19 protein-coding genes and 3 pseudogenes are annotated in these 26,698 nt (G+C 72.0%); 10 read left to right on the top strand and 12 right to left on the bottom strand.

Annotation, left to right across the window (positions count from 1 at the left end; genetic code table 11):
* Positions 1 to 58: 58 nt before the first annotated feature.
* From AB0L75_RS32845 to AB0L75_RS32815, 7 genes are all read right to left on the bottom strand, one after another.
* Positions 59 to 1,552, bottom strand: a complete 1,494-nt coding sequence (locus AB0L75_RS32845) for an SDR family NAD(P)-dependent oxidoreductase (RefSeq protein WP_365188380.1) — start codon at positions 1,550 to 1,552, stop codon at positions 59 to 61.
* A gap of 925 nt (positions 1,553 to 2,477) precedes the next feature.
* Positions 2,478 to 3,809 (bottom strand): wax ester/triacylglycerol synthase family O-acyltransferase, encoded by a 1,332-nt coding sequence (locus AB0L75_RS32840; RefSeq protein WP_365188377.1) that lies wholly within the window; start codon positions 3,807 to 3,809, stop codon positions 2,478 to 2,480.
* Positions 3,810 to 3,964: 155 nt separating this feature from the next.
* Positions 3,965 to 6,286: a GH92 family glycosyl hydrolase gene (locus tag AB0L75_RS32835; protein WP_365188374.1), complete on the bottom strand. Its 2,322-nt coding sequence runs from the start codon at positions 6,284 to 6,286 to the stop codon at positions 3,965 to 3,967.
* A 222-nt stretch (positions 6,287 to 6,508) separates the two neighbouring features.
* Positions 6,509 to 6,793 carry a hypothetical protein gene (locus AB0L75_RS32830; RefSeq protein WP_365188372.1) on the bottom strand — a complete coding sequence of 95 codons (285 nt, stop codon included), beginning with the start codon at positions 6,791 to 6,793 and terminating at the stop codon, positions 6,509 to 6,511.
* Between the two features lie 24 nt (positions 6,794 to 6,817).
* The gene (gene glgC, locus AB0L75_RS32825; RefSeq protein WP_365188370.1) at positions 6,818 to 8,038 is read right to left on the bottom strand and encodes a glucose-1-phosphate adenylyltransferase; all 1,221 of its coding nucleotides are present in this window, start codon (positions 8,036 to 8,038) and stop codon (positions 6,818 to 6,820) included.
* Between the two features lie 50 nt (positions 8,039 to 8,088).
* Positions 8,089 to 9,240 carry a glycogen synthase gene (gene glgA, locus AB0L75_RS32820; protein WP_365188367.1) on the bottom strand — a complete coding sequence of 384 codons (1,152 nt, stop codon included), beginning with the start codon at positions 9,238 to 9,240 and terminating at the stop codon, positions 8,089 to 8,091.
* Between the two features lie 40 nt (positions 9,241 to 9,280).
* A complete protein-coding gene (locus AB0L75_RS32815) occupies positions 9,281 to 10,042 on the bottom strand; it encodes a (2Fe-2S)-binding protein (protein ID WP_365188570.1) in 762 nt (253 codons plus the stop codon).
* A 229-nt stretch (positions 10,043 to 10,271) separates the two neighbouring features.
* Here AB0L75_RS32815 and AB0L75_RS32810 point away from each other — a divergent pair, with 229 nt between their 5' ends.
* Positions 10,272 to 11,456, top strand: coding sequence for a DMT family transporter (locus AB0L75_RS32810; RefSeq protein ID WP_365188364.1), 1,185 nt, complete (start codon positions 10,272 to 10,274; stop codon positions 11,454 to 11,456).
* On the opposite strand, the gene AB0L75_RS32805 is transcribed toward AB0L75_RS32810, so the two are convergent.
* Positions 11,446 to 12,627 carry a transglycosylase family protein gene (locus tag AB0L75_RS32805; protein ID WP_365188361.1) on the bottom strand — a complete coding sequence of 394 codons (1,182 nt, stop codon included), beginning with the start codon at positions 12,625 to 12,627 and terminating at the stop codon, positions 11,446 to 11,448. The genes AB0L75_RS32810 and AB0L75_RS32805 overlap by 11 nt on opposite strands.
* A 286-nt stretch (positions 12,628 to 12,913) precedes the next feature.
* Here AB0L75_RS32805 and gndA point away from each other — a divergent pair, with 286 nt between their 5' ends.
* Complete coding sequence (gene gndA / locus AB0L75_RS32800) at positions 12,914 to 14,353, top strand: NADP-dependent phosphogluconate dehydrogenase (RefSeq protein WP_365188358.1); 1,440 nt, start codon at positions 12,914 to 12,916, stop codon at positions 14,351 to 14,353.
* A 506-nt stretch (positions 14,354 to 14,859) separates the two neighbouring features.
* Here gndA and panD read toward each other — a convergent pair.
* The 3 genes and pseudogenes from panD to AB0L75_RS32785 all read right to left on the bottom strand — a co-directional run.
* Entirely contained in the window at positions 14,860 to 15,279 is a 420-nt protein-coding gene (gene panD / locus AB0L75_RS32795; RefSeq protein ID WP_365188355.1) for an aspartate 1-decarboxylase, read from the bottom strand.
* A gap of 399 nt (positions 15,280 to 15,678) precedes the next feature.
* A complete protein-coding gene (locus AB0L75_RS32790; protein ID WP_365188353.1) occupies positions 15,679 to 16,242 on the bottom strand; it encodes an aldehyde dehydrogenase family protein in 564 nt (187 codons plus the stop codon).
* A 56-nt stretch (positions 16,243 to 16,298) separates the two neighbouring features.
* Positions 16,299 to 16,484, bottom strand: a pseudogene (locus tag AB0L75_RS32785) (aldehyde dehydrogenase family protein); the annotation flags it as partial.
* Between the two features lie 83 nt (positions 16,485 to 16,567).
* On the opposite strand from AB0L75_RS32785, the pseudogene AB0L75_RS32780 reads away from it, so the two are divergent.
* Both AB0L75_RS32780 and AB0L75_RS32775 read left to right on the top strand, forming a co-directional pair.
* A pseudogene (locus AB0L75_RS32780) lies at positions 16,568 to 18,016 on the top strand (GntR family transcriptional regulator); the annotation flags it as partial.
* A gap of 148 nt (positions 18,017 to 18,164) precedes the next feature.
* Positions 18,165 to 18,350 (top strand): annotated as a pseudogene (locus AB0L75_RS32775) (pyridoxal phosphate-dependent aminotransferase); the annotation flags it as partial.
* Between the two features lie 152 nt (positions 18,351 to 18,502).
* On the opposite strand, the gene AB0L75_RS32770 reads toward AB0L75_RS32775, so the two are convergent.
* Positions 18,503 to 19,156, bottom strand: a complete 654-nt coding sequence (locus tag AB0L75_RS32770; RefSeq protein WP_365188350.1) for a GntR family transcriptional regulator — start codon at positions 19,154 to 19,156, stop codon at positions 18,503 to 18,505.
* A 100-nt stretch (positions 19,157 to 19,256) separates the two neighbouring features.
* On the opposite strand from AB0L75_RS32770, the gene glyA reads away from it, so the two are divergent.
* From glyA to purU, 6 genes are read left to right on the top strand one after another with little or no spacing between them, the layout of a single operon-like run.
* Entirely contained in the window at positions 19,257 to 20,591 is a 1,335-nt protein-coding gene (gene glyA / locus AB0L75_RS32765) for a serine hydroxymethyltransferase (protein ID WP_365188347.1), read from the top strand.
* Positions 20,591 to 21,838: a sarcosine oxidase subunit beta family protein gene (locus AB0L75_RS32760; protein WP_365188344.1), complete on the top strand. Its 1,248-nt coding sequence runs from the start codon at positions 20,591 to 20,593 to the stop codon at positions 21,836 to 21,838. The genes glyA and AB0L75_RS32760 overlap by 1 nt, the downstream gene beginning before the upstream one ends.
* Positions 21,839 to 21,864: 26 nt before the next feature.
* Positions 21,865 to 22,188: a sarcosine oxidase subunit delta gene (locus tag AB0L75_RS32755; protein ID WP_365188341.1), complete on the top strand. Its 324-nt coding sequence runs from the start codon at positions 21,865 to 21,867 to the stop codon at positions 22,186 to 22,188.
* Complete coding sequence (locus AB0L75_RS32750; protein WP_365188339.1) at positions 22,188 to 25,049, top strand: 2Fe-2S iron-sulfur cluster-binding protein; 2,862 nt, start codon at positions 22,188 to 22,190, stop codon at positions 25,047 to 25,049. Before AB0L75_RS32755 ends, AB0L75_RS32750 begins: the two co-directional genes overlap by 1 nt.
* Positions 25,039 to 25,635 carry a sarcosine oxidase subunit gamma family protein gene (locus AB0L75_RS32745; RefSeq protein WP_365188337.1) on the top strand — a complete coding sequence of 199 codons (597 nt, stop codon included), beginning with the start codon at positions 25,039 to 25,041 and terminating at the stop codon, positions 25,633 to 25,635. The genes AB0L75_RS32750 and AB0L75_RS32745 overlap by 11 nt, the downstream gene beginning before the upstream one ends.
* Positions 25,632 to 26,492 (top strand): formyltetrahydrofolate deformylase, encoded by an 861-nt coding sequence (gene purU, locus AB0L75_RS32740; protein ID WP_365188334.1) that lies wholly within the window; start codon positions 25,632 to 25,634, stop codon positions 26,490 to 26,492. The genes AB0L75_RS32745 and purU overlap by 4 nt, the downstream gene beginning before the upstream one ends.
* Positions 26,493 to 26,698 lie beyond the last annotated feature (206 nt).

Here is a 26,698-nt window from a genome sequence, read left to right as displayed (position 1 = left end):
GCACGACCGCTTCACCCCGGGACGGGGGACGGCCGCGCCGGTCACCGGATCGGCGGGGTCACCACCTGCTGGGCGCGTAGTCCTTCAGGAAGACGCCGTAGAGGTCGTCGCCCGTCTCGCCGCGGACGATCGGGTCGTAGACACGGGCGGCGCCGTCGACCAGGTCGAGGGGCGCGTGGAAGCCTTCCTCGGCGAGGCGCAGCTTGTCGTAGTGCGGGCGCTCGTCGGTGATCCAGCCGGTGTCGACGGAGGTCATGAGGATGCCGTCGGAGTCGAACATCTCCTGGGCGCTGGTCCGCGTGACCATGTTCATGGCGGCCTTCGCGGCGTTGGTGTTCGGATGCCCGGCGCCCTTGTAGCCGCGGCCGAAGACACCTTCCATCGCCGAGACGTTGACGACGTATGCGCGCCCGCTGTCCGCCTTCTTCGCGGCGTCGGCCATGGCCGGGCGCAGCTTGCTGATGAGGATGAACGGCGCCGTGTAGTTGCACAGCTGGGTCTCCAGCAGCTCCACCGGGGAGATCTGCTCGATGGTCTGCACCCAGGTGTTGCTGTCGACGACGTCGGGGACGAGGCCGCCGGCGTCGATGGCGGTGCCGTCCAGGTGCCGGGCGACGCTGGCGTTGCCCGCGACGAGCGCGAGGTCGGCGACCTTCTGTGCGTCGAGGCCGCTGGTGCCGAGGGGCAGCGCGGCGATGCCGTCGACGGCGCCGGAGTTGAAGGCGCCGATGACATGGTGGGCGGGGAGTTCACCGGCGGGCAGCGGGGCGGTCTCGCCCTCGACCAGGGCCGCGTACGCGGTGGGCAGCCGGCGTACGGTCTGCGTCGCGTTGTTGATCAGGATGTCGAGCGGACCCGCCTCGGCGACCTGCTCGGCGAGGGCGACGGCCTGCGCGGGGTCGCGCAGATCGATGCCGACGACCTCCAGCCGGTGGATCCAGTCCGCCGAGTCCTCCATCGCCTTGAACCGGCGGATGGCGTCCTTGGGGAAGCGTGTGGTGACGGTGGTGTGCGCGCCGTCACGCAGCAGCCGCAGCGCGATGTACATGCCGATCTTGGCGCGGCCGCCGGTGAGGAGGGCGCGCTTGCCGGTGAGGTCGGCACGGGCGTCGCGCTTGGCCCGGTTCGTGCGGGCGCAGTCCGGACAGAGCTGGTGGTAGAAGTAGTCGACCTCGACGTAGCGGGTCTTGCAGGTGTAGCAGGAGCGCGGGCGCTGGAGTATGCCCGCGATCTTGCCTTCCTCGATCTTGGAGGAGGGCAGGATGCCCTCGGTCTCGTCGTCGATGCGCTCGGCGGAGCCGGTCGCGGTGGCCTCGGTGACCGCCTTGTCGTGGGCGGTCTTGGCGGCCCGGCGCTCCTGGCGGCGGCGCTGCTTGACCGTCCGGTAGATGTGCGAGGTGGCTCGGCGCACCGTGATCGCGTCCGGGTGGTCGACGTCGAGGTCGTCCAGCTCCTCCAGCACGCTCAGGCAGACGGCCAGCCGCTCGGGGTCGATACCCGGGCCGTGGACGACCTCTTCTGCGGCCATGGAGCCGTCCTCTGTCACCGTCATCGCGCTGCCGCTTCCCTGATCACCCGCGCGGCGCTCCGACTCGCGCCCGCTTTCGAACAGCGAATTTTACGGAGCACACCGGCCACCCGCCAAACCCGTCCAGCCCCTGGCCCGGACCGACCCCCCGAATCGGCTCGACGCCCCAGCCGAGCCACACGCCACCACTCACCCCGGCCGCCGCACCCGATCCACCCGGACCGCCCCGGCAACCGACGGGCCCGGAGCGACTCGCCCAGGCCGGTCGGCCGGGCCCACGCCGGACTCACCCGGCCGCACCGCCGGGGCCACACGCCACCACTCACCCGGCCCGTCACACCCAATCCACCCGGGCCAGCCCGGCCCGCCCGGCAACCGACGGGTCCGGGAGCGACTCGCCCAGGCCAGCACCATCAATCCGCCCGGCCACTACCCCGGACCACACGCGACATTCGGCCGGGCCCACGCCGGACTCACCCGGCCGCCCAGGCCTCAAGCCGCCACTCGCCCGGGCCAGCACACCTCATCCGCCCAGCCACCCACCCCGGCCGTCCCGGGAACCGCCCGCCCCGACAGGCCGGCACGCCCCCATCCCCCTAGCCCCTCACCCGGACCACGCACCACCACCCTCCCGGGCCCGCGCCAAATCCGCTCGGCCACTCACCCAGGCCACGCACGATCGTCCGAGCCGCACAGCACCACCCACCCGAGCGGTGCACCAGCCACCCGAGCCGCACACGACCCTCCCAAGCGGCACGCGAGCACTCGTGCAGGCCGCGGGCCGGATCCGTTCGGTCGCTCCGCCGAGCCCGTCCCAGCAAGGCCACCCCGCGCCCGCCCTGTCCAGCGGGCTCCAGCCGTCGTCAGTGGTGACGGTGTGGTGCGAGGGGCACTCGTGTCCGATCGTGAAAGAAGGGGTACGGGGTTAGGGGTCCTTGCAGGTCGCCGGTTAGAGGTCGCAGGTCGACAGGAGGGTCTCCACCTCTGTCGACACCGCGTGGGCGAGCCGGTCGAGGTCCGGTACGGCCTGGGCGTCGGCGACGAGGCCGTAGTGCACGCGGCCGCGATACGTCGAGATCGCGACCGCCAGTGCCTGGCCCGGCGCGAGCGGGGCCAGCGGGTAGACCTCGTTCAGCTCGTGTCCGCCGAGCCGCAGCCCCAGCCCCGGCAGCGGCACGCTGGTGACGAGGATGTCGAACCACAGCCGGGCCGCCTGGCCGACGAGCGGCCCGCCGAGCCGGTGGCCGAGAGCCGGGACGTGGTCGGCGAGCAGCGCGACGGCGCCGGCGCCCCGGTCGGGCCCCGCGTCCTTGTTGCGGACCATGGCCGTGCGCACGGCGTCGAGGCGGCCGAGCGGATCGGGCTCGTCCACCGGGAGCCGTATGAGATAGCCGGAGAGCCGGTTGCCCTGCGGATGGGCGGTGCGCGGGCGGCGCCGGGAGACGGGGATGAGGGCCCGGGGCGCCACCCCCTTGCTGCCGTCGCCACGCTCCTCCAGCCAGCGGCGCAGCGCGCCGGCGACGACGGCGATGAGCACGTCGTTCACGGTGCCGCCGGCGGACTTGCGGACCCGGTGCACATCGTCGATGTCGACGACGACGCCGGCGGTACGGCGGGTGCCGCTCGGGGCCGCGGCCAGCGCGGAGACGGGCCGCATGCCGAGGGTGGACCGGGCGAGGGAGGCACCGATGTCCAGGGCCCGGCCCATGTCCGACAGCGCGCCCCTGACCAGGCCGGGGACGAGCCCCGGCAGCTTGCGCACATCGGGCAGCAGGCCGCGGGGCGGCTCGATGGCGCGGGGCGCCCGCTCGGGCAGGTCCACCGGGTCGAGGACGCCTGCGGCGAGTTTCAGCGCGCGCAGCCCGTCGGCCAGTGCGTGGTGGAACTTGAAGAGCACGGCGAAGGACACCCCGTCCTCGCCGGGCATCACATGCGCCTCCCACGGCGGCCGGCCGCGCTCCAGCGGGCGTTCCATGAGCCGGCCGGCGACCGCATGGAAGTCGGCGGTCGGGGCGTGCAGCCGGACATGGTTCAGCGGATCGAAGTCCGGGTCGGTCTCCCGGGCGGCGCCGCCGAAGGCGAGCGGCTGCCACACGTCGCGGATGCGCAGGCGCAGCCCGGGCACGGCGGCGGCCCGGGCGGCGAGGAGGTCGGCGGCATGGGCGCCGGCGGTGGGCGAGTGGGCGCCGAAGACGCCGAGCGCGCCGAGGTGCATGGGGTGCCGGTCGGACTCGATGTTCCAGAACGCCAGGTCGAGGGGAGCGAGCAGGTCGGAAGTCAAGGGCTTGCCTCACGCGTCGACGACGGGTGGATCTGCAGTCACTCGCAGTCAATCGCCGCGACCTGATTACGGTCAAGTACGATCAGGCTACGCTCAGTTAACAGCAGATTAAGTCCCGCCCCTGCAACAGGGGCGGGACCCAGTGATACGTGAGGTCACTTCAGGACCGGTTGCGCCGCCTCGGGTGACGTACCCCACTCAGACGGGCGCGGGCCGACCGTGAAGGTGAGCGAGCCCAGCGTGCGCAGCGCACGCGTCGTCAGATAGGTCCGCCCCTGCGGTGTTCCGTCGGTGTGGACGCTCTGGATGTAGCGGTGGGTGGCGGAGGTGCCGGGCGCGGTGATCGTCAGATGGCCGCCCGGCCAGTACCGGCGGTCCAGGGCGATGTCGACGCGGTCGAAGACGGGCGTGGACAGGCCCCAGGTGTCGTAGCCCGGCTGGATCGGGAAGAGACCGATGGACGACAGGACGTTCCAGGCGGACATCGTGCCGAGGTCGTCGTTGCCGGTGATGCCGGCGGGTCCGTCGGTGAAGAGGGTCAGCGCGGCGTGCACCACGTCGGTGGTCTTCCACGGCTGCCCGGTGGCGAGGTAGGTGTACGGGGCGATGAGGTCGGGCTCGTTCATCGGGTTGTACTTGTCGGCGTTGTAGTACGCGTACGCGTCGCCGTGCACCCACACCTCGCGGGCGGTCTTCGCGGGGTCGGCCACCAGCTTGTCGTAGGCGAAGAAGGAGTCCAGCCGCTCGTTGGCCGCGCGTTCGCCGCCGATCAGCCGGACCATGCCGGGCACGTCCTGCGGCACGAGCCACTGGTACTGCCAGGCCGTTCCCTCGTGGAAGCCGGTGCCGCGGGTCGGGTCGGCCGAGCCGGTGAAGGCCCCGGAGGCGTCGCGGGCGCGGAAGAAGCCGGTGGCCGGGTCGAAGATGTTCCGGTAGTTCTGCGCCCGGGCGGCGTAGCGGGCGGCGTCGGCCCCGTGGCCGAGGCCGCGGGCCATCTGCGCCAGCATGGCGTCGGCGAGCGCGTACTCCAGGGTGACGGAGGCACCGTGGTGGTAGTCGGAGTCGCCCATCTTGGCGTACGGCCGGTCCTGGACGAAGGGGGCGAAGCCGCGGGCGAGGTACTCGGCGTTGGCCTCCCGGCCGATGCCCGGCAGGCCGGCGGGCGGGATACCGTCGGCGTTCTTCTTCAGCGCGCGGTAGGCCCGCTCCTCGAAGCCCTTGAGCAGGCCCATCTGGTAGGCCGTGGTGAGGAAGGGGGTGACCGGGTCGCCGCTCATGATGTTCGTCTCGACCGGGCCGTAGCCCCACTTGGGCAGCCAGCCGCCGTCCTCGTCGATCGCCACCACCGACCGGGCCATGTCCCGTGCCTCGGTCGGCGCGAGCAGCGCGAGCAGCTGGGCCTGGGTGCGGTAGGTGTCCCACAGCGACCAGTTCTGGTAGTACGTGAACCCGTCGGCGTGATGGACCCGGCGGTCCCAGCCCAAGTAGCGGCCGTCGGTGTCACCGCCGATGTTCGGCGCGAGGAACGAGCGGTACAGCGAGGAGTAGAAGGTCCGGCGCAGCGTGCTCGCGCCGCCGTGCACCTGGACGCCGGCCAGCCGCTTCTCCCACTCCTCGCGGGCCCGCTCGCGTACGGCGTCGAAGGACCGGCCGCCCTCGGCGCGCAGGTTTCCGGCCGCGCCGGCCGCGTCGACGTACGACAGGGCGGTGGTCGCCTCGACCGTACGGTCCTTGGTGGTGTCGAAGCGGACATAGGCGCCGCCGGGTCCGGTGCGGGAGCCCGGGGTGACGGTCTGTCCGTTCCAGGTGCCGTACGCGGTGAAGGGTCTGCTGAAGCGGGTGATCGTGTGGACGGTGTAGGGGCCGGTGTCCCGGCAGAAGCCGTGCCCGGTGATCGAGGTGCGCACGGTGTGGTCGTCCAGGATCTCCACGGAGGTGGAGACCGTCTTGTGCAGCGACTGGGCCGCGTTCAGCAGGACGTTGGCCTTGTCGGTGGCGGGGAAGGTGTAGCGCTGCACGCCGGTGCGCGCGGTCGCGGTCAGCTCGGCACGGATGCCGGAGGCGAGACCGACCCGGTAGTAGCCGGGGCTCGCCGTCTCGTCCTGGTGCGAGAAGCCGGCCGCGTACTTGGCGTAGTCCGTCTGCGTGACGTCGCCCGTGGTGGGCAGCACGGGCAGGTCGCCGCCGAGGCGGCAGCCGACGCCGGAGAGATGGACCAGGGAGAAGCCGCGGATCCGGTTCTGCGTGTAGTCGTAGCCGGTCATGTGACCGGTGTCCGGGGAGAGCTGCACCATGCCGAAGGGCACGGCCGCGCCGGGGAAGGTGTTGCCCTCGTCCTGGCTCCCGATGAACGGGTTGACCAGATCGGTGAGGTGGCCGTCGGTCCGCTCGGCGGCCGGTGCGGCGGGGGTGGCGATCAGCGCGGACGCTGCCATCACGCCGGCAAGGCACAGCCGCGTGCGCCGGGTCCCTCTCATGTCGGATGACCTCCGCAGGTTCGACATCGTTGTCTGCATCCTGAAGGTCGAACGACCCAAATCCGGGCAAGGTACGGCCAGCGCGCAGAACGCGTCGCGTACGGCGGGTCCGGCTGGTGACGGACCGTCAGAGAGTAGGCCTGCACTCCTGGTGGCGCGGGCCCGGGAGGCGGCGTGCTCCATCAGGGTCCGGCCGGGCGCACCACCGACATGGCTCAGGCGCTAACCCGGGCTGTCCGAGGGGCCGTAGTGATGGGGTGCGGCGTCCTCGGTCTCGATCAGCTCGTCGGCCGCCTCGTCCAGTTGCCGCCGGTCGTACTCCGTGAGGAAGGGGAACAGGGCCCCGCAGTCGCGGCAGGCACGCGCGCGCGAGGCCTCGAAGGTGGGCTGGGGCTTGAAGAACCCCGGCCGGCGAAAGCGCAGCCGCAGCCGCTCGAACGACCGCTCCCCCGAGGTCAGCTCACCGACCGGGCTCAGCCGGGCGGAGCCGCATATCCCACATCGCATGCCGGGGACCCTATCCCGCGGGGCCTAGGACACCCGCTGCCCCTTGCCCAGGGCGATCACGCCGCCCTGGGAGACGGTGTACAGCTCCGCGTCCCGGTCCGGGTTGACGCCGATCGTCGCGCCGGGCGGGACCTCCACGTTCTTGTCCAGGACCGCGCCGCGCACCACCGCGCCCCGCCCGACGCGCACGTTGTCGTGCAGCACGGAACCCTGGACCACCGCGCCCGGGTCGACCCGTACGCCGGGAGAGAGGACCGACCGGGTGACCTGACCGCGGATCAGGCAGCCCGCGCTGATGATGGACTCGCTCGCGATGCCGCCCGCGTTGAAGCGGGCCGGTGAGAGCTGGCCCGAGTGGGTGTAGATGGGCCACTGGCGGTTGTAGAGGTTGAACGCCGGGCGCTCGGCGATGAGGTCCATGTGTGCCTCGTAGTAGGCGTCGAGGGTGCCCACGTCCCGCCAGTAGCCCTGGTCACGGGTGGTCTCACCGGGCACGTGGTTGTCGCCGAAGTCGTACAGCTGGGCCTCGCCGCGCGCGGTGAGCTGGGGCAGGATCGAGCCGCCCATGTCGTGCACCGACTGCTCGTCCTCGGCGTCCCGGTGCAGCGCCTCGACCAGGGCCTTGGTGGTGAAGATGTAGTTGCCCATCGAGGCGAAGACGCACTCGGGGTCGTCGGCCAGTCCGGGCGGGTCCGCGGGCTTCTCCAGGAAGCGCTCGACGGCGCGCCCGTCCGAGCCCGGTGTGATCACCCCGAAGGAGGAGGACTCCGTGCGCGGCGCCCGGATACCGGCCACGGTCACGCCCGCGCCGCCCTCGATGTGCTGCCGGAGCATCTGCCGCGGGTCCATGCGGTAGACGTGGTCGGCGCCGAACACGGCCACGTACTCGGGCTGTTCGTCGTGGACCAGGTTGAGGGACTGAAGGAGCGCGTCGGCGCTGCCGAGGTACCAGCGGGGGCCGAGGCGCTGCTGCGCCGGGACCGGGGTGACGTAGTTGCCGAGCAGGCTGGACATCCGCCAGGTGGTGGTGATGTGCCGGTCCAGTGAGTGCGACTTGTACTGGGTCAGGACGCAGATGCGCAGGACGTCGGCGTTGACGAGGTTGGACAGGACGAAGTCGACGAGCCGGTAGGTGCCGCCGAAGGTGACGGCTGGTTTCGCGCGGTCGGCGGTCAGCGGCATCAGACGTTTTCCCTCGCCGCCCGCCAGTACGATCCCGAGTACGGAAGGCCCTCCACGACGCATGGCCGCTCCCCTCACCCTGGTTGAACCATGGCTGCCCCGAGCAGACGGGACTAAGCCTGCTTGAGGATCTCCTCGTACAGCGCGGCCGTGCGCCGGGCCACCGTGTCCCAGCCGAACTCCAGGACCGCCCGCCGCCGTCCGGCCTCCCCCATCCCCCGAGCGGTCTCCCGGTCGCCGAGCACGGTGTCCAGGGCCCGGGCGAGGCCCTCCTCGAAGGCGTCGTCCACGTCGACGAGGAGGCCCGTCCTGCCGTCCTCCACGACCTCGGGGATGCCGCCCACCCGCGAGGCCACGACCGGCGTGCCGCAGGCCATTGCCTCCAGGTTGACGATGCCGAGCGGCTCGTACACCGAGGGGCAGACGAACACGGCGGCACGGGTGAGGAGTTGGATCACCTCCGGGCGCGGCAGCATCTGCGGGATCCAGAACACGCCCGCGCGGATCCGGCTCAGCTCCTGGAACAGCTCCCGGAACTCCCGGTCGATCTCCGGGGTGTCGGGCGCGCCCGCGCACAGCACGACCTGGGCGCCGGGGTCGATGTCCCGTACCGCGCGCAGCAGATGGGGCACGCCCTTCTGGCGGGTGATCCGGCCCACGAACAGGACGTACGGGCGGTCGGGGTCGATACCGTGCCGGGTGAGGGCGTCGGTGCCGTGGTCGGGCCGGTAGAGGCGGGTGTCGATGCCGTTGTGCACGACGCGCACGGCGGCCGGGTCGAGCGCCGGGTAGCAGGCGAGGACGTCCTCGCGCATGGCGCCGGACACGGCGATCACCGCGTCGGCGGCCTCGACTGCGGTGCGTTCGGCCCAGCTCGACAGCGCGTATCCGCCGCCCAGTTGCTCGGCCTTCCAGGGGCGCAGCGGCTCCAGCGAGTGGGCGGTGACCACGTGCGGGACGCCGTACAGCAGCTTGGCGAAGTGGCCGGCGAGGTTCGCGTACCAGGTGTGGGAGTGGACGAGTTCGCGGCCTTCGAGGGCGGCGGCGACGGCCAGGTCCACGGAGAACGTGCGCAGCGCGTCGTTGGCGCCGTCGAGCGCGGACCAGGGGCGGTGGCGCACGACGCCGACGCCGCGGCCCTCGCCCCAGCAGTGCACCTCCAGGTCCACCAGGGAGGTCAGCTCCCGGGCGAGGAACTCCACATGGACGCCGGCGCCGCCGTAGACATCCGGGGGGTACTCCCGGGTCAGCAGTCCCACTCGCACCCGACAACCCCCTTGTCCCGGCGGCAGGTTCCTCTCATGGTCACCCAGATGCGGCGTCCGGGGAAGAGCGCGGCGGGCGCAGGAAGCAGCAGTCGCCGCAGACTCCGCCGCCGGGCACCCGGTAGTACAGGCAGCAGCTGCGGCGGCGGAAGGCGGTGCCGGTGCGGGTGCCGGTCGTGCGCAGCAGTGGGTGGGCGAGGAGTTCGTCCGTCAGGGCGCCGGCCCGGCGGGCTTCGTCGGTACGGCCGTGCGCGCGGGCCCAGCGGTCCAGTGCCCCGGCCGCCCCGGCGAGCGCCGAGCCCGCGTTGCCCCACAGCAGCCCGGGTGCACAGCCGAAGCGGGCTCTCAACGCCTCCCCCAGGGGCTGCAGATGACCGTCGAGTACGGTCGCGGCGAGGGTGGCGGCGTCACCGGGCAGCGGGCGCACCTCGGTCAGGTACAGGTCGTCGGGGGCGGCGGCGGAGGGGTCCCAGCGCAGCAGGCGCGGGTCGAGGTCGGGCAGGCGGCCGTACAGGACGGCACAGCCGAGAGCGGCGGACCACAGCCGGGCGGCCAGTGACTGCTGGGCGATGGAGGCGGCGACGCGCGGCTCGGCGGTGCGGAGCCGGCCGGCGACCAGGGCCACCCGCCCCGTCAGAGCGTCATGGGAGGCATCCGCCGTCACCCTTTCGTAGGCCTGCGCGAGTGTCGGCAGCCGGCCGGGATCCGGTGCGCCGGCGGCTTCGGCCGGACCCGGGTGCGTACGCAGACGGAAGAAGCCGCCCAGCGGGCGGAGGGCGTCGAGAGCGGGGTCGAGGTCCACGACATGTACTGGTACCAGGCCCGTTGCCGGTCCGCCGCACAGGGTGCCGGGCCTCGCGGCACCCGTCCCGAGGATGATCGCACGGCTGGTGTACTCCATCGGCAGTAGGAGGCATTGCGTGCTCAGGTACGACGACGGGAAGAGCGCGGGCGGGCAGAGTGTTGCCCATGGATGCCGACCGTACGCCGCGCCGGGCTCAGGGCCCCGGCCTCACGCAGGGGAGACGCGGATGAGCGCCCTCGCGTTGTCCGTGCTCCTGTCGTTCGTGTCCGCCCTCGCCTACGCGGGCGGCGCGATCGTGCAGGAGCAGGTGGCGGTGTCCTCCCCGGACAGCGCGTACATGCCGCTGCGCCGCCCGAGTTGGTGGGGGGCGCTGGCGCTCAACGGTCTCGGCGGTGTGCTCCACGTAGTGGCCCTGGCCTACGGCCCGTTGAGCCTGGTCCAGCCGCTCGGCGCGCTGACCATCGTCTTCGCGCTGCCCATGGCCGCGCTGTTCGTCGGCCGCAGGGCCGGGGCGACCGCCTGGCGCGGCGCCGTCATGGCCACGGTGGGCCTCGCCGGTCTGCTGTCCCTGGTCGGCTCCTCCGACACCCATTCCCTCGACACGGCCCAGCGGGTCGCTCTCGCGCTGGTCACCGGCGGCGCCGTAGCGGCGCTGATGTGCGCCGGCCTGGCCGCGCACCGGCACCCCGCGGTGCGCAGCGTGCTGCTCGCCACCGCCTCCGGCGTGGCGTTCGGCATGTCGTCGGTGTTCACCAAGACCGTCGCCGAGGACTGGACCCACGGCATCGACCTCGACGATCTGCCCTCGCTCGCCGTGATCGGCCTGTTCGCCGTGGCCGGCGTCGTGCTGTCCCAGGCCTCCTACCGGGGCGGTGGCCTCGCCGCCCCGCTGGCCACGCTGACCGTGGCCAACCCGGTGCTGGCGGCGGCGGTCGGCATCCTGATGTTCGGAGAGACGTTCCGCTACGGCGCTATGGGCAGCGCGCTCGCCGTGTGCTGCGGCGTCCTGGCGGCGGGCGGCCTGATCATGCTGACGACCGAGCGGATCGAGCACACCGAGGCACCTTCCCTGCCGGACGCCGCCACGCCCGGCGCCGCACCGGCTGCCGCGGCAGCCCCCGCCGGGAGGGAAGCCCTGCGGGGCCTGCCGCGGCAGCGGGCGGCGAAGGAGACCGAGGCGGAGCCGGCCGAGCGGGCCGGGCTGCCCGAGGCAGCCGGCGCGCTCGACGCGCACGTGCCGTGGGGCTTGCTGGCTCCGGAACCGGACGGCGCCGGGGAGGGCGCCGACGGCGAACCGCCGCCGCCCAGCCGTGTGCTCCCCATGTACACCACACTGCCCGCGGGCATCCAGGTGCCGCTGCCGGTCCCGGCCCGCCGCCCTGTGCGGGTCCGTACGCGGGTCAGATCCTGACGCCGCCGGCCCGCAGATAGGCGAGCGGGTCGATGTCCGTACCGAAGTCGGGTCCGGTCCGCACCTCGAAGTGCAGGTGCGGGCCGGTGACGTTTCCGGTGGCTCCGGAGCGGCCGATGCGCTGGCCCGCGCCGACGCTCTGCCCGATCCGCACCGAGATGGCGGACAGATGGCCGTACTGGGTGTAGTGGCCGTCGGCGTGCCGGATCACCACCTGGTAGCCGTACGCGCCGCCCCAGCCCGCGTCCACCACGTGCCCGGCCTCGGCGGCCTTCACGGAGGTGCCGGTCGGCACGAGGAAGTCGATGCCGGTGTGGTAGCCCTTCGACCAGTGCGCGCCCGCGGCGCGGTAACCGGTGCCGATGGGCGCGTCGACGGGCGCGACGAGCGTACGGCCGGTGCTCGTGGTCCGGTGCGTTGCGGTCTTGTGCCCCGAAGAGGCTTTCTTCTTCGGTGACTTGGTGGACGCGCCGCCGGGCGTGGCCTTGCCGTGCAGGGTGAGCCGCTGACCGGGCAGGATCAGGTCGGGATCGGCGCCCACGGTCTCGCGGTTGCCCGCGTAGAGCCCGTGCCAGCCGCCGCGGACGTGGTGTTCCTCGGCGATCCCGGAGAGCGTGTCGCCGTGCACCACGGTGTACATCTCGGCCCGGCCCGCGCGGGACTGCGGGGTGGTCTGCGGCCGTACGTCCGGTACGGCCTTCTTCTTCCGGACCGGAACGGCCCGGGTGGCGGCGCTGTCCGTATGCACGCTCTCCGTGTGCGTGCCCTCGGTGTGCCCGCCGGGGTCGGCGTCCCCGCGGGTGAGTCCGGCCCGCAGCGAGCACACCGGCCATGCGCCCGGCCCCTGCCCGTCGAGGACCTTCTCGGCGACGGCGATCTGCTGGCTCCGGGTCGCCTGGTCGGCGCGCGGCGCGTACCGGGTGCCGCCGTACTCCTCCCAGGTGGACTGGGTGAACTGCAGCCCGCCGTAGAAGCCGTTGCCCGTGTTGATGCTCCAGTCGCCGCTGGACTCGCAGGCGGCGACCTTGTTCCAGGTGGAGGCGTCGGCCGCGTCGGCGGTGCCGGCGGCGACCAGCGGGATCGCGAGGCCGGCGCCGCCCGCCGTGACGGTGAGTGAGGCGCGGTTGATCCTGTTCGGCTGGTACCGGCGGTGCCGGCCGCGTACGGCCATGTCCGAATTCCCCTCGGCATGCGTCAGGAGGGGCAAAAATAAGCGCGGCGAACAGGCCATGACAAGACGGAAAACCGGCCTCCCACGCCAACCAAGTGGCCGGGAACGGCCCTTGCTTGCTCTTCTTCGCTTGCTCTTCTTCGCGGAACACTGAGGCTTCCGGCGCCGCCACCGCGTACTCGAGCCTGGCGGGTCGGATGTGCGCTCGCCACAGCGGCACGCAAGGATGGGCGAGTACCCGTACTGACGGAGCCGTAGTCACCAGGCAGACCAGGGAGCAGGCGGCATGAGCACTTCAGCGCAGATCGGCGTCACGGGCCTCGCGGTCATGGGCCGCAACCTCGCCCGGAACTTCGCCCGCAACGGCTACACCGTCGCCGTGCACAACCGTACGGTGGCGCGGACCAAGGCGCTGGTGGAGGAGTTCGGCGACGAGGGCGACTTCGTCAAGGCCGAGACCGCCGAGGAGTTCGTGGCGGCGCTGGAGCGCCCCCGCCGGCTGGTGATCATGGTCAAGGCCGGTGAGCCGACCGACGCCGTGATCGAGGAGTTCGCGCCGCTGCTGGAGCCCGGCGACATGATCATCGACGGTGGCAACGCGCACTTCGCGGACACCCGCCGCCGCGAGAGGGCGCTGCGCGAGCAGGGCATCCACTTCGTCGGCATGGGCGTCTCCGGCGGCGAGGAGGGCGCGCTGCACGGGCCGAGCATCATGCCGGGCGGCCCGAAGGAGTCGTACGACTCGCTGGGCCCGATGCTGGAGAAGATCTCCGCCAAGGCGGCGGACGGCGCGCCCTGCGTCACACACGTGGGCCCCGACGGCGCCGGCCACTTCGTGAAGATGGTCCACAACGGCATCGAGTACGCCGACATGCAGCTGATCGGCGAGGCCTACCAGCTGCTGCGCGATGTCGCCGGATACTCCCCCGCCGAGATCGCGGAGATCTTCCGCACCTGGAACAGGGGCCGTCTCGACTCGTACCTGATCGAGATCACGGCCGAGGTGCTGTCCCATGTGGACGCGGCGACGGGCAAGCCGTTCGTGGACGTGGTCGTGGACCAGGCGGAGCAGAAGGGCACGGGCCGCTGGACGGTCCAGATCGCCCTGGACCTGGGCGTTCCGGTGTCCGGCATCGCCGAGGCCGTCTTCGCGCGCTCGCTGTCCGGGCACGCGAAGCTCCGCGAGGCCTCGCAGGGGCTGGCCGGCCCGAAGGCGGCCCCGCTGGGCAAGGCGGAGGCGGCGGCCTTCGCCGACCGGGTCGAGCAGGCGCTGTACGCGTCCAAGATCGTGTCGTACACCCAGGGCTTCCACGAGATCGCCGCGGGCAGCGAGGAGTACGGCTGGGACATCGACCTCGGCGCGGTGTCCTCGATCTGGCGGGGCGGCTGCATCATCAGGGCCGCGTTCCTGGACCGCATCCGCGCCGCGTACGACGCCCGCGCCGATCTGCCCAGCCTGCTGTCGGACGAGACGTTCGCCCGCGAGATCGCCGACGCGCAGGACGACTGGCGTGAAGTGGCGGTCGCGGCGGTGCGGCAGGGTGTGCCGACCCCGGGGTTCGCGGCGGCGCTGGCGTACTACGACGCGTTGCGGGCCTCTCGCCTGCCGGCGGCCTTGACGCAGGGGCAGCGGGACTTCTTCGGGGCGCACACGTATCGGCGGGTGGACCGGGAGGGGTCGTTCCACACGTTGTGGGGCGGTGACCGGTCGGAGGTGTCCGCCTGAGGCAGCGGAGAACTCACGCCCACGCCCCTTCGCGGCGGCCGGTGTCCCTCAGGTGAGGGGTGGGCCCGGCTCGGGGTTCGGTACGGGCTCCGGGCCCGGCGGAATGGGGGACGGGGAGGGCTCCGGCGGGCCCGGGGCCGGGGGTGCCGGCGGGGGCGTCGGCTCGGGGCCCGGTGGGGGCGGAGTGGGCTGCGGACCCGGCTCGGGAGGAGGGACCGGGCTCGGGTAGGGGTCCGGCGGGGTCGGGCCGGGGCCCGGCGCCGGGCCCGGCGGGACAGGGTCGGGGAAGGGATTCGTCATGACAGTCCTCCGGGCAGTCGCGGGGCGTCACCTCCGGGCTGTCGCGGGGCGTCGCCTCTGGACTACTCCCCCGCCTACCCGACGCCCGCGCCGCCACTCACCCGACAGGGCGAGCGGACGGCCCGGACACCGGCCGGGACACGCCCGCACACCCGCTCGCACCCGGGCGCGGCGCGCTCCCGGTCCGGTCCGCCGCGTCCTCCCGGTCAGGCCCCGACGGCCTGCGGGCTGCGCCGCTGGTCCGAGCCCGGCACCGGCTCCGAGGGGTCGGCGCCGAGGGACACGATCCGGTTGTCCGCGTCGACATGCACGACGCGCGGCTTCAGCTCCCGCGCCTCGGCGTCGCTGACCTGGGCGTAGCTGATGATGATCACCAGGTCTCCGGGATGCACGAGGTGGGCGGCCGCCCCGTTGATCCCGATCACCCCGGAGCCGCGCTCGCCCTCGATGACGTACGTCTCCAGGCGGGCGCCGTTGGAGATGTCGACGATGTGCACCAGCTCGCCGGGCAGCAGATCGGCGGCGTCGAGCAGGTCGGCGTCGATGGTCACGGATCCCACGTAGTGCAGGTCGGCCTGGGTGACGGTGGCACGGTGGATCTTGGACTTGAACATGGTACGAAACACGAAGAGACTCCCGATTCGTCTGCTCCCTGCCTGCTGGTGCAGGTCAAGGGCGGTCTCCGGAGGCTACAACGTTTCGCATGTCCGGGTGACGGTGTTCGCTCGGGTGTGGCGATCTCCACGGTGCGCCTCCTCGGGCGAGGGTGCCGGGGCATGCCGCCGGTCGCGACGATCACGACGTCCCACGGCTGTTCGAGAAGCGTCGGGCCGGTGACGTAGGTGTTCAGCGGGATCGGAACGCCCGGGCGGGCGAGTTCGTCGGTGCGCCAGTCGATGATTCCGCGGAGGTCGCGGCGGCGAGGGGCGAGCGAGGCCGGCAGCGGTTGTCCGCGCGCCTCCGCCCGCCTTGTCGGCGGAGCGCGCCGCGCCGGAGGCGTTGTCGGTGCAGTCGCCGGTGCGCTGTCAGCGTCCGTGGTTGTGCATGACGTGCTTGGTGCGCGAGTAGTCCTCCAGGGCGTAGACCGACAGGTCCCGGCCGTAGCCGGAGCCCTTGAAGCCGCCCCAGGGGACTTCGCCGGCCAGCACGAGGTGCGAGTTGACCCAGACGGTTCCGAAGTCGAGGCGCGCGGCGATGTCGTGGCTGCGGCGGGCGTTCTCGGTCCACACCGATGCCGACAGGCCGAAGGGGACGTCGTTGGCGCGCCGTACCGCCTCCTCCTCGTCGGTGAAGGTCTCGACCGCCTCGGCTCCTTCGGGGACGTCGACCAGCACGGTCGGGGCCACGAAGTAACCGGGCCCTTCCATGGCCCCGCCCCCGGTCGCGGCCCGGATGCCCTCCTTCTTCGCACGCGCCAGGTACCCCGTGACACGGTCGAAGTGGGCCTTCGAGACCATGGGGCCGACCTCGACGTCCTCGCCGGCCTGCGGCTCACCGACGACCAGAGCGCGGACCTCGCCCACGAGGTGGTCGACGAATCGCTCGGCGACGGACTCGTGGACGAGGACGCGGCAGGCGGCCCCCCGCACTCCTGCCCGGAGTTCCAGAAGCCCGCGACGCGCAGGGACGAGGCAGCAGCAGCGAGATCGGCGTCGGGGAAGATCACCACCGGGGCCTTGCCGCCGAGTTCGAGGTGCACGCGCTTGAGGCTGTCGGCAGCGGCGCGGGCGACGGCGCGACCGCTGGCGGCCGAACCGGTCAGGGCGATCATGTTCACGTCCGGGTGCTCGGCAAGCCGGGCACCGGCGGCTGCGCCGTATCCGTTCACCACGTTCAGCACTCCCGGCGGCAGGAGATCGGCGACGAGTTCGGCGAACTTCAGAGTAGTGGCGCGCCCGCTTCCTCGCCGAACGGCTGGACGGCCTGGATGAACAGCCCCGTCCCGGCCGGCCTCCCACGGCCGACGACGACACCGTCGCCCACGTCCTCGTCCGCACCCTGACCCCGCCCCCGCCTGGTGCCCGGCAGTCCTGGTCGACCCGTTCCATGGCCGCCGAGACAGGCCTGAGCCAGAGCACGGTGAATCGCATCTGGCGCACCTACCGCGTCCAGCGGGAGGACCGCGCCACGGTGGGGCCGCGCCGGACGTGGTCCCTGACGGACCATGCCGAGGAGGCGGTCGGCCTGTTCATCGCCCCGCCCCTGTGCGTGCTCGCGGTGACGGCCCGGACGGGACGGGGCAGAGCCGCACGCACCGCTGCGGCGGCCCCGGCGGACCGGCTGTTCGGCCAGGACCAGGAGGCATCGCACGTGCTGGCCGTGGCCTGCGCCTTCGCGGCCCTGCGGGGCAAGCAGCACGGCGCGGACACGCCCGGCACGGACCACGCCACGCTGGGCGCGTTCCTGGAGCAGGTGCGCTCGGCGGCGGTGGGGAGCGGGACACGGGTGCACTTGCCGGCGTACGGCGTACCCACTCACGCCTGCGCGGCCCTCGGCGGACCGGATGCGGCCGTGTCCCCGCGGCTGCGCTGGCACCACGCGCCCAGCCCTGAGGCGTGGACCGAAGAGGCCCAGCGTCTGCTCGCCGCCCATGCCCAGCTCCCCCGTGACGTCACACCCGGCGTGCCCCGCCTCCGCGACGCGCTGCTGACCTGGTCGAGCACCTGGACCCCCTCCGCAGCCGCCTTCACCCGGATCGCCGCTCCGCGCCCGTCGTACGACAGCCCGACCATCTGTGGGCCTGACAATGACTCGAACGCGCAGGATGTGCGCGCCCTCGACCGTCACGCTCCGCCCAGGGCGGCACAGATCACGTCCCCCGACGTCGCGCCCGGTGCCCCCGTCACGGCCGACCCTGTCGTCGGTCTGCTGCGCGAAGCCCTCCTCACCGGCGGCTACCGGCCAGGTGACCGCATTCCGGAGGCCCGGCTCGCCCTCCGCCTCGGCCTGTCACGCCGAGGGGTGCGCGCGGGCCTGCATGCCCTGGCCGAAGAGGGCATGCTCGACCTGCTGCCCGGCGGGGCGACCGCGGTGCCCGCCGTCACGGCGAAGGACGTGCTCGACCTCTACGCCCTGCGCGCGAGTCTCGGCGCGCTGCTCATGCGCCGCATCGCCATGCTCGGCCGCGAGAACCTCGCCCCGGCCTCGGCGGCGCTGGCGGAGGTCCGCGCCGCCGCCAGGGACAACGACCATCTCCGCATCCGCGAAGTCGACTTGAGGTACCAGGACGCCCTCGCCCGCATCGCGGACCTGCCGCAGGCCGCGACCACCTTCGAACGCCTCACGGCCCGTCTGCGCATGTTCGTCACGGTCCTGGACATGGACTACAGCCAGGCCTGCGACACCATCACCGACGAGGACACCGCCGTTCACGACGCTTTGCGCAACGCCGACGGGAACGAGGCGGCCCGTTTGTGGCGGGTGAAGATCGAGCGCTGTGTCCGGTACATGATTGCCCAGCTCCCGGAGGACGACGTCGCTCCGCACATGTGGACGACCTTGGCAGGCAGGCCTCGCCTGGCTGGACTGCCGCGACCTCGGCCTGGGCGACGACCCTGCGGCCGTCTTCCTGGAACACGGCAAAGTCGCCCTCAACTCCGGGCCTGCCTTCGGGACGGGGGGCGCGGGACACGCCCGGCTGAACCTGGCCACCTCCCCCGAACTGATCACCGAAGCGGTCCGCCGCATGGCCGCGGCGACGCGCCGGGCCATGACGAGCCAGGCCCGGCACCCGGCCGCAGGCGATGCAAGAGCTTCTTCCCATACGCCCGTGACGCAGGAACGGCCAAGCGTTCCCGTACACCCGTGACGCAGGAACGGCCAAGCACACTTCCAGGTACGGGACAAGCGTCAGATGACGCTGCGGATCGCCGCCTCGAACCCCTCCACGTGCCCCGCGGCGAGAGCGGTGGCCTTCTCCGCGTCGCCGTCGATGATGGCGCGCAGCAGGGGCCCGTGCTCGTGCACATGGCCCGCCAGGCCCGGCAGCCGGTCGAGGAACAGGCACCAGATCCGCGTGGCCAGGTTGTCGTACCTGATCAGGGTGTCCTCAAGGTACGGATTGCGGGTCGCGGCGTAGATGGCCCGGTGCACGGTCATGTCGAGCCGGATGAGGTCCGTGCCGCCGTTGGACGCGTCCGCCAGGTGCGCCAGCAGCCGGTCGAGGGCGGCGCGGTCGTCCTCGCCGGCGCGTCGGGCCGCCAGGCCGGCCGCGAGAGGTTCGAGCTGCTTGCGGACTTCTGAGATGTGTCCGAGATCGGCGATCTGCACCTCGGTGGCGAACGTTCCGCGCCGGGGGTAGGCGACGATGAGACGCTCGTGCTCCAGCCGCTTGAGGGCCTCCCGGACCGGGGTGCGCCCGAAGCCGAGTTCGGCGGCGATCCGCTCGTCGTTGATGGGCTCACCGGGGCGGATCTGGAGGGTCACCAGACGGTCCGAGATGGAGCGATAGGCCTGATCGGCCAGCGTTCCATCGCCCTGACCAGCGACGGTCGACGCACTCACCCGGAATCCTCCCTTGACGCGACCCGATCCGTCCTCTTAGCGTATCGCAGCAGCAGGTTGATATATCAGTTGACTTTCAGTCGCTCCCCAGGGAGTTCTCATGACTTCCCACACCTCCGACCAGCGAGCGGCCCGATCCGCGCATCTCAGCGCTCAGCTCGACGACTTCGACCCGGAGATCGCCACGGCGATCGCGGCGGAGCTGGCTCGGCAGCGCGGCACCCTGGAGATGATCGCGAGCGAGAACTTCGCGCCGCTCGCCGTCCTGCAGGCCCAGGGATCGGTGCTGACCAACAAGTACGCCGAGGGCTACCCCGGACGCCGCTACTACGGCGGCTGCGAGCACGTCGACGCCGTGGAGCAGATCGCGATCGACCGCGTCAAGCAGCTGTTCGGCGCCGAGTCCGCCAACGTGCAGCCCCACTCCGGCGCGCAGGCCAACGCGGCGGTCATGGCCGCCCTCCTCCAGCCCGGCGACACGATCCTGGGGCTGGACCTGGCACACGGCGGCCACCTCACCCACGGGATGCGGATCAACTTCTCCGGGCGCCTGTACAAGGCGGTCGCCTACCAGGTCGGCGAGGACGACCACCGCGTCGACATGGAGCAGGTCCGCAAGCTTGCCCACGAGCACCGGCCGAAGCTCATCGTGGCCGGCTGGTCGGCCTACCCCCGCCACCTCGACTTCGCGGAGTTCCGCCGTATCGCGGACGAGGTCGACGCCTGTCTGATGGTCGACATGGCCCACTTCGCGGGGCTGGTCGCCGCCGGACTGCACCCTTCGCCGGTACCTCACGCGCATGTGGTGACCACCACCACCCACAAGACGCTCGGCGGTCCCCGCGGCGGTGTGATCCTGTGCACCGCCGGACTCGCCAAGAAGATCAACTCCGCAGTCTTCCCGGGCCAGCAGGGCGGCCCCCTCGAACACGTCATCGCGGCAAAGGCCGTGGCCTTCAAGATGGCCGCCCAGCCGGAGTTCGCGGACCGTCAGCGCCGCACCCTGGAAGGAGCGGCGATCCTGGCCGAGCGGCTGCTGGCCGAGGACACCAAGGCGGCCGGAGTCAGTGTGCTGACCGGCGGCACCGACGTGCACCTGGTGCTGGTGGACCTGCGCCATTGCGAACTCGACGGCAAGCAGGCCGAGGACCGGCTGCACCGGATCGGCATCACCGTCAACCGCAACGCCGTCCCCTTCGACCCCCGCCCGCCGATGGTCAGCTCCGGCGTCCGCATCGGCACCCCGGCCCTGGCCGCCCGCGGCTTCGGGGCGCAGGAGTTCACGGAGGTCGCCGACATCATCGCCACGGCCTTCCTGCCCGGCTTCGACGACCGGACCGCCGCCGCGCTGCGCCGACGCGTCCAGGTCCTGACCGACCGCTTCCCGCTCTACCCCGTCGATCCGCACCTCGCGGCCCGGGAGGCCGCTCAGTGATGCATCCGCGCGACACCGTTCCCCCCACCCCCGGCGACGTCCTCCCCGACCACCCCGACTTCCTGTGGCGCAACCCAGACCCCGAGCCGTCCTACGACGTCGTCATCGTCGGCGGCGGCGGGCACGGCCTGGCCACCGCGTACTACCTGGCCAAGAACCACGGCATCACCAATGTCGCCGTCCTGGAGAAGGGCTGGCTCGCGGGCGGCAACATGGCCCGCAACACCACCATCATCCGCTCCAACTACCTCTGGGACGAGAGTTCCGGCATCTACGAGCACGCGCTGAAGCTGTGGGAGACCCTCGAAGAGGACCTCGACTACCCCATCCTCTTCAGCCAGCGCGGCGTGCTCAACCTCGCCCACAGCCTGCAGGACATCCGCGACAGCAAGCGCCGTGTCTATGCCAACCAGCTCAACGGCATCGACGCGGAGTGGCTGGAGCCGGACGAGGTCGCCAAGGTCTGCCCCATCGTCAACATCTCGCCCGACGTCCGGTATCCGGTGCTCGGCGCCACCTACCAGCCGCGCGCGGGCATCGCCAAGCACGACTACGTGGCCTGGGGCTTCGCCCGCAGGGCGGGCGACTACGGCATCGACCTGATCCAGGACTGCGAAGTCACCGGCCTGGACATCCAGGGCGGCCGCGTGCGGGGCGTGCGGACCACGCGCGGCCCCATCGCCGCGGGGAAGGTCGCGCTCGCCGGCGCAGGCCACTCCTCCGTACTGGCTTCCCTGGCCGGCCTGCGGCTGCCGCTGCAGAGCCACCCGTTGCAGGCGCTGGTCTCGGAGCTGCTCGAACCGGTGCACCCGACCGTGGTGATGTCGAACGCCGTGCACGTGTACGTCTCCCAGGCCCACAAGGGCGAGCTGGTCATGGGCGCCGGGATCGACAGCTACAACGGCTACGGACAGCGGGGCGCGTTCCACATCCTGGAGCGCCAGATGGCCGCCGCGCTGGAACTCTTCCCCGTCTTCGCGCGCGCCCACATGCTGCGCACCTGGGCCGGCATCGTCGATGTCACTCCGGACGCCTCGCCCATCGTCGGCCTGACCCCCATCGAGGACCTCTACCTCAACTGCGGCTGGGGTACGGGCGGCTTCAAGGCCACCCCGGGCGTCGGCTGGTGCTACGCGCACACCATCGCCACCGGTGAACCGCACCCCTACAACGCGCCTTTCACCCTCTCCCGCTTCACCACCGGCGCCCTGGTCGACGAGCACGGCGCGGCCGCCGTCGCCCACTGACCACCGCCCCAGCCAAGGAGATCCACATGCAGCTCATAGCCTGCCCCTGGTGCGGTGAGCGCGAGGAGATCGAATTCCACTACGGCGGGCAGGCACACGTCGCCTACCCCGACGACCCGTACGCGCTCGACGACGAGCAGTGGGCCCAGTACGTCTTCTTCCGCGACAACCCCAAGGGTCCGTTCGCCGAGCGGTGGGTGCATGCGGCCGGCTGCCGACGCTGGTTCAACGCCCTGCGCGACACCGTCACCCACGAGTTCCTCGCGGTCTACGGCATCCGGGCCCCGCGCCCCCTCACCACGAGCACCGCGCCCGCCGCTCCGCAGCGCACGGGCAGGGAGGCCGGCTGATGAACAACCCGTTCCGTGCCCGCGGCCACGGTCACATCGACCGCGGCACCACGCTCTCCTTCACCTTCGACGGCACCACCTACACCGGCCACCCCGGCGACACCCTCGCCTCGGCCCTGCTGGCCAACGGCGTGCACCACGTGGCCGACAGCATCAGGTACGGCCGGCCGCGCGGTGTCATGGCCGCCGGAACCGAGGAGCCCAACGCGCTCGTGCAGATCGAAGCGCCCTTCCCCGAGCCCATGCTCACCGCCACCACCGTGGAGCTGTACGACGGCCTCGTCGCGCGGGGCCTGTCCGGCCAGGGCCGGCTCAGCAGCCGGCCGGACTGCGCCCGCTACGACACCATGCACGCCCACTGCGACGTCCTGGTCGTCGGCGCCGGCCCGGCGGGGCTGGCCACCACCCTGGCCGCAGCCCGGGCCGGAGCCCGCGTGATCCTCGTCGACGAACTCCCGCGGCCCGGCGGGGCGTTGCTCGGCAGCCGGGAACTCCTCGACGACGCACCGGCGACCGCCTGGGTCGATGACGTCGTCGCCGAACTCGATGGCTGCGCCGACGTGCAAGTGCTGCAGCGCACCACCGCCTTCGGCCACTACGACGACGGACTCGTCCTGGCCCTGGAGAAGCGCACGGACCACCTCGGTGCCGCTGCTCCCGCCCATGTCTCGCGGCAGCGGATCTGGCGCATCCGAGCCAAGCAGGTCGTGTACGCCACCGGCGCCTACGAGCGCCCGGTCGCCTTCGACGACAACGACCGCCCCGGCATCATGCTGGCCGGCTCGGCAAGCACCTACCTCAACCGCTTCGGCGTGCTCCCCGGGCGGCGGGCCGTCGTGTTCACCACGAACGACAGCGCCTATCCGGCGGCACTCGAACTGGCCGACGCGGGCGTGGAGATCGCCACGGTGATCGACGCTCGCGAGGAGGTGCCGGCGCACTGGCACACCACATGCGCCCGGCGCGGTATCGCCGTACGCGCGGGCCACGTGGTCACCGGCACCAGCGGCACCGAACACGTCTCCCGTGCCCACGTAGCCGCCTTCAGCCAGGAACGCCTCGGCGACCGGCAGGGCATCGACTGCGATCTGCTGCTGGTCTCCGGCGGCTGGAACCCCGCGGTGGCCCTGTTCAGCCAGGCCCGCGGCACGCTGCGCTACGACGCCGCGACCGGCGCCTTCGTACCCGACCACGGGCCGGGCAACGTCCGTACGGCGGGATCGGCCGGCGGCACCTTCACCCTCGCCGGCTGTCTTTCCGACGGGGTCGACGCCGCCCGGCGGGCGCTGACGGCCATCGGCAGGACCGGCCGGACGATCGCCCTGCCGACTCCCGCCCCGCTCCCGCCCGGGGCACCCACCCGGGTGCTCTGGCGGGTCCCTAGCCCGCGGGACACCCAGGACGGCTCCCACCAGTTCGTCGACCTCCAGCGCGACGCCCTCGTGTCCGACGTGCTTCGCGCGACGCGGGCCGGCCTGCGCTCGGTGGAGCACGTCAAGCGCTACACCACGATCGGCACCGCCCATGACCAGGGCCGCACGTCGGGCGTGATGACCTCGGGCATCGTCGCCGAGGCACTCGGGGTGGACGTCGCCGACCTCGGCACCACAAGCTTCCGCCCGCCGGCCGTGCCGGTCGCCTTCGCCGCCCTCGCGGGCCGCAACCGCGGGGAGCTGTTCGACCCGGTCCGGGTGACCGCGCTGCATCCCTGGCATGTCGAGCACGGCGCCCTGTTCGAGGACGTCGGCCAGTGGAAGCGTCCCTGGTACTACCCCCGGGCCGGCGAGACCATGGAGGACGCGGTCCTGCGCGAGTGCCGGGCCGCCCGCACCGGCGTCGCGCTGATGGACGGCTCCACGCTCGGCAAGATCACTGTGCAGGGACCGGACGCCGGCGTACTGCTGGACCGGCTCTACACGAACATGATGAGCACCCTCAAGGTGGGCCGGATCCGCTACGGCGTGATGTGCGGCGTGGACGGCATGGCCATCGACGACGGCACCGTGATCCGGGTGGCCGAGCACGAGTACCTGCTGACCACGACCACCGGCAACGCGGCCAAGATCCTCGAATGGATGGAGGAATGGCTGCAGACGGAGTGGCCCGACCTGCGCGTGCGCCTCACCTCCGTCACCGAGCACTGGGTGACGATCCCCCTGGTCGGCCCGCGCTCCCGCGACGTACTGGCCCTGGCAGCCCCGGGACTGGACGTCGGCACCGACGCCTTCCCCTTCATGTCCTGGCAGGACGCCGAAGTCGCCGGCGTGTCGGCGCGCGTGTGCCGCATCAGCTTCTCCGGCGAACTCGCCTACGAGATCAACGTGCCCGCCTGGTACGGCATCACGGTGTGGCAGGCCCTCCTCGCGGCCGGCGGCGCGTTCGGCATCACCCCGTACGGCACCGAGACGATGCACGTGCTGCGTGCCGAGAAGGCCTACCCGATCATCGGGCAGGACACCGACGGCACCGTCACCCCGCAGGACCTGGGCATGTCGTGGGTCGTGTCCAAGAAGAAGCCGGACTTCGTCGGCAAGCGGTCCTTCGCCCGCGCGGAGAACCAGCGCGACGACCGCAAGCAACTCGTCGGCCTGCTGCCCGCCGACGAACGGACCCTTCTGCCCGAAGGCGCCCAGATCATCGCCACCAGCAGCATTCCGCAGCCACCGGTCCCCATGCTCGGCCACGTCACCTCCAGCTACCGCAGCGACGCCCTGAGGCGGACGTTCGCCCTGGCTCTGGTGCGGTCGGGCAGCGCGCGCATCGGTGAAACCCTCTACGTCCCGCTGGACGGCCGCACCGTCGCCGTGACCGTGACCGACCCTGTGCTCTTCGACAAGGAGGGAACCCGCCGTGACGGTTGAGACGCCCGCTCGCTTCAGCCCCCTGGCCGCGTGGCAGGACAGCTTCGCGCGGCTGCCCACCGGGCTACAGGTGCGGGAACTGCCCTTCCTGGCCCAGCTCACCCTGCGGGTGGAGCCCGGCAGCCCCGCGGCCGAGGCCGTCGAGGCCTGCCTCGGCATCACGCTGCCGGGCCCCGTGCGCGCCGAGCTGTCGGGCGACGTCAAGCTGCTGTGGATGGGCCCGGACGAATGGCTCCTGGTGGCTCCCGACGGCCGGCAGCAGGACCTTGTCGCGCAACTGCGGTCGGCCATCGGTGACGACGGCTTCGCCACCGTCACCGACGTCTCGGCACAGCGCACCACGCTGGCACTGTCCGGGCACCTCGTCCGCAAGGTACTCGCCCAGGGCTGTGCCATCGATCTGGATCCCCGGGTGACCCCCGTCGGCTCCTGCCTGAACACCCTGCTGGCGCAGGCCCCGGTCACGCTCGTGGTGCGAGGAGAAGGAGCATCCGGTGTCTGGCTGCTGGTCCGCGCCTCGTTCGCGTCCTACCTGGCCACCTGGCTGCTCGACGCCTGCACGGAATACCGGGGAAGCACCGGATGAGCGTCAAGAGCGAGTTCGTCCTCACCCTCAGCTGCCCCGAGCGTCCCGGCATCCTCCATGCCGTGACGTCGTTCCTCCTCGGGCACGGATCCGACATCACCGAGCACCAGCAGTTCGACGACGCCGACAACGGCATCGTGTTCCTCCGCACCGGCTTCGCCACCTCCGACACCAGGGTCACCCTGGGCGGTCTGCAGAGCGCCTTCGCACCCGTGGCCGCCGAGTTCGGCATGGAATGGCAGCTCAGGGACGCCGCGCACAAGCCACGTGTGCTGGTCATGGTGTCGAGGTTCGACCACTGCCTGGCCGACCTGCTCTACCGCTGGCGCAGCGACGCCCTGGACGCCGAGATCGTCCTGGTGGTCTCGAACCATCCCGATCTCCACCCGCTGGCCGCGGCCGAAGGCGTACGGTTCGAGCACATACCGGTGACGGCCGACACCAAGCCACTGGCAGAGGCCCGGCTGCTGGCGCTGGTGGAGGAACACCGTATCGATCTCGTCGTCCTCGCCCGCTATATGCAGGTGCTCTCGGACGACCTGTGCAAGCGCCTTGAAGGCCGGGCCATCAACATCCACCACTCCTTCCTGCCGAGCTTCGCCGGAGCCAAGCCGTACCACCAGGCCCACCGCCGTGGAGTGAAACTCGTCGGCGCGACCGCCCACTACGTCACCGCCGACCTGGACGAAGGACCGATCATCGAGCAGGAGATCATCCGCGTCGATCACCGATCCGGCCCCGACCGACTCGTCACCGTCGGCCGAGACGCCGAACGCCTGGCGCTGGCCCGCGCCGTCAACTGGCACTGCCAGGGCCGCGTCCTGATCCACGGCAACCGAACGGTGGTCTTCAGCTGACCCTGATACAGGGGTAGTTGTTGCCCATCTACTCAAGGGGGCGGTCCCGGTGGGACCGCCCCCGACACGCCGTCAGCCCACCAGGCAGGAGGGGCCGAGCAGTACCTTCAGGTCGCCGAAGAGCGCCGGGTCGGGCTTGACCCGGTGCCGGTCCAGGCGCAGCACGGTGGTCTTGCGCGGGCCCTGGAGTTTGATGCGGACCTCGC

This window comes from Streptomyces sp. NPDC052101, assembly GCF_040680235.1.
Lineage (GTDB): Bacteria > Actinomycetota > Actinomycetes > Streptomycetales > Streptomycetaceae > Streptomyces.
Note: the sequence above shows the minus strand (reverse complement) of the source record. Positions and strands in the feature narration are given on the sequence as shown.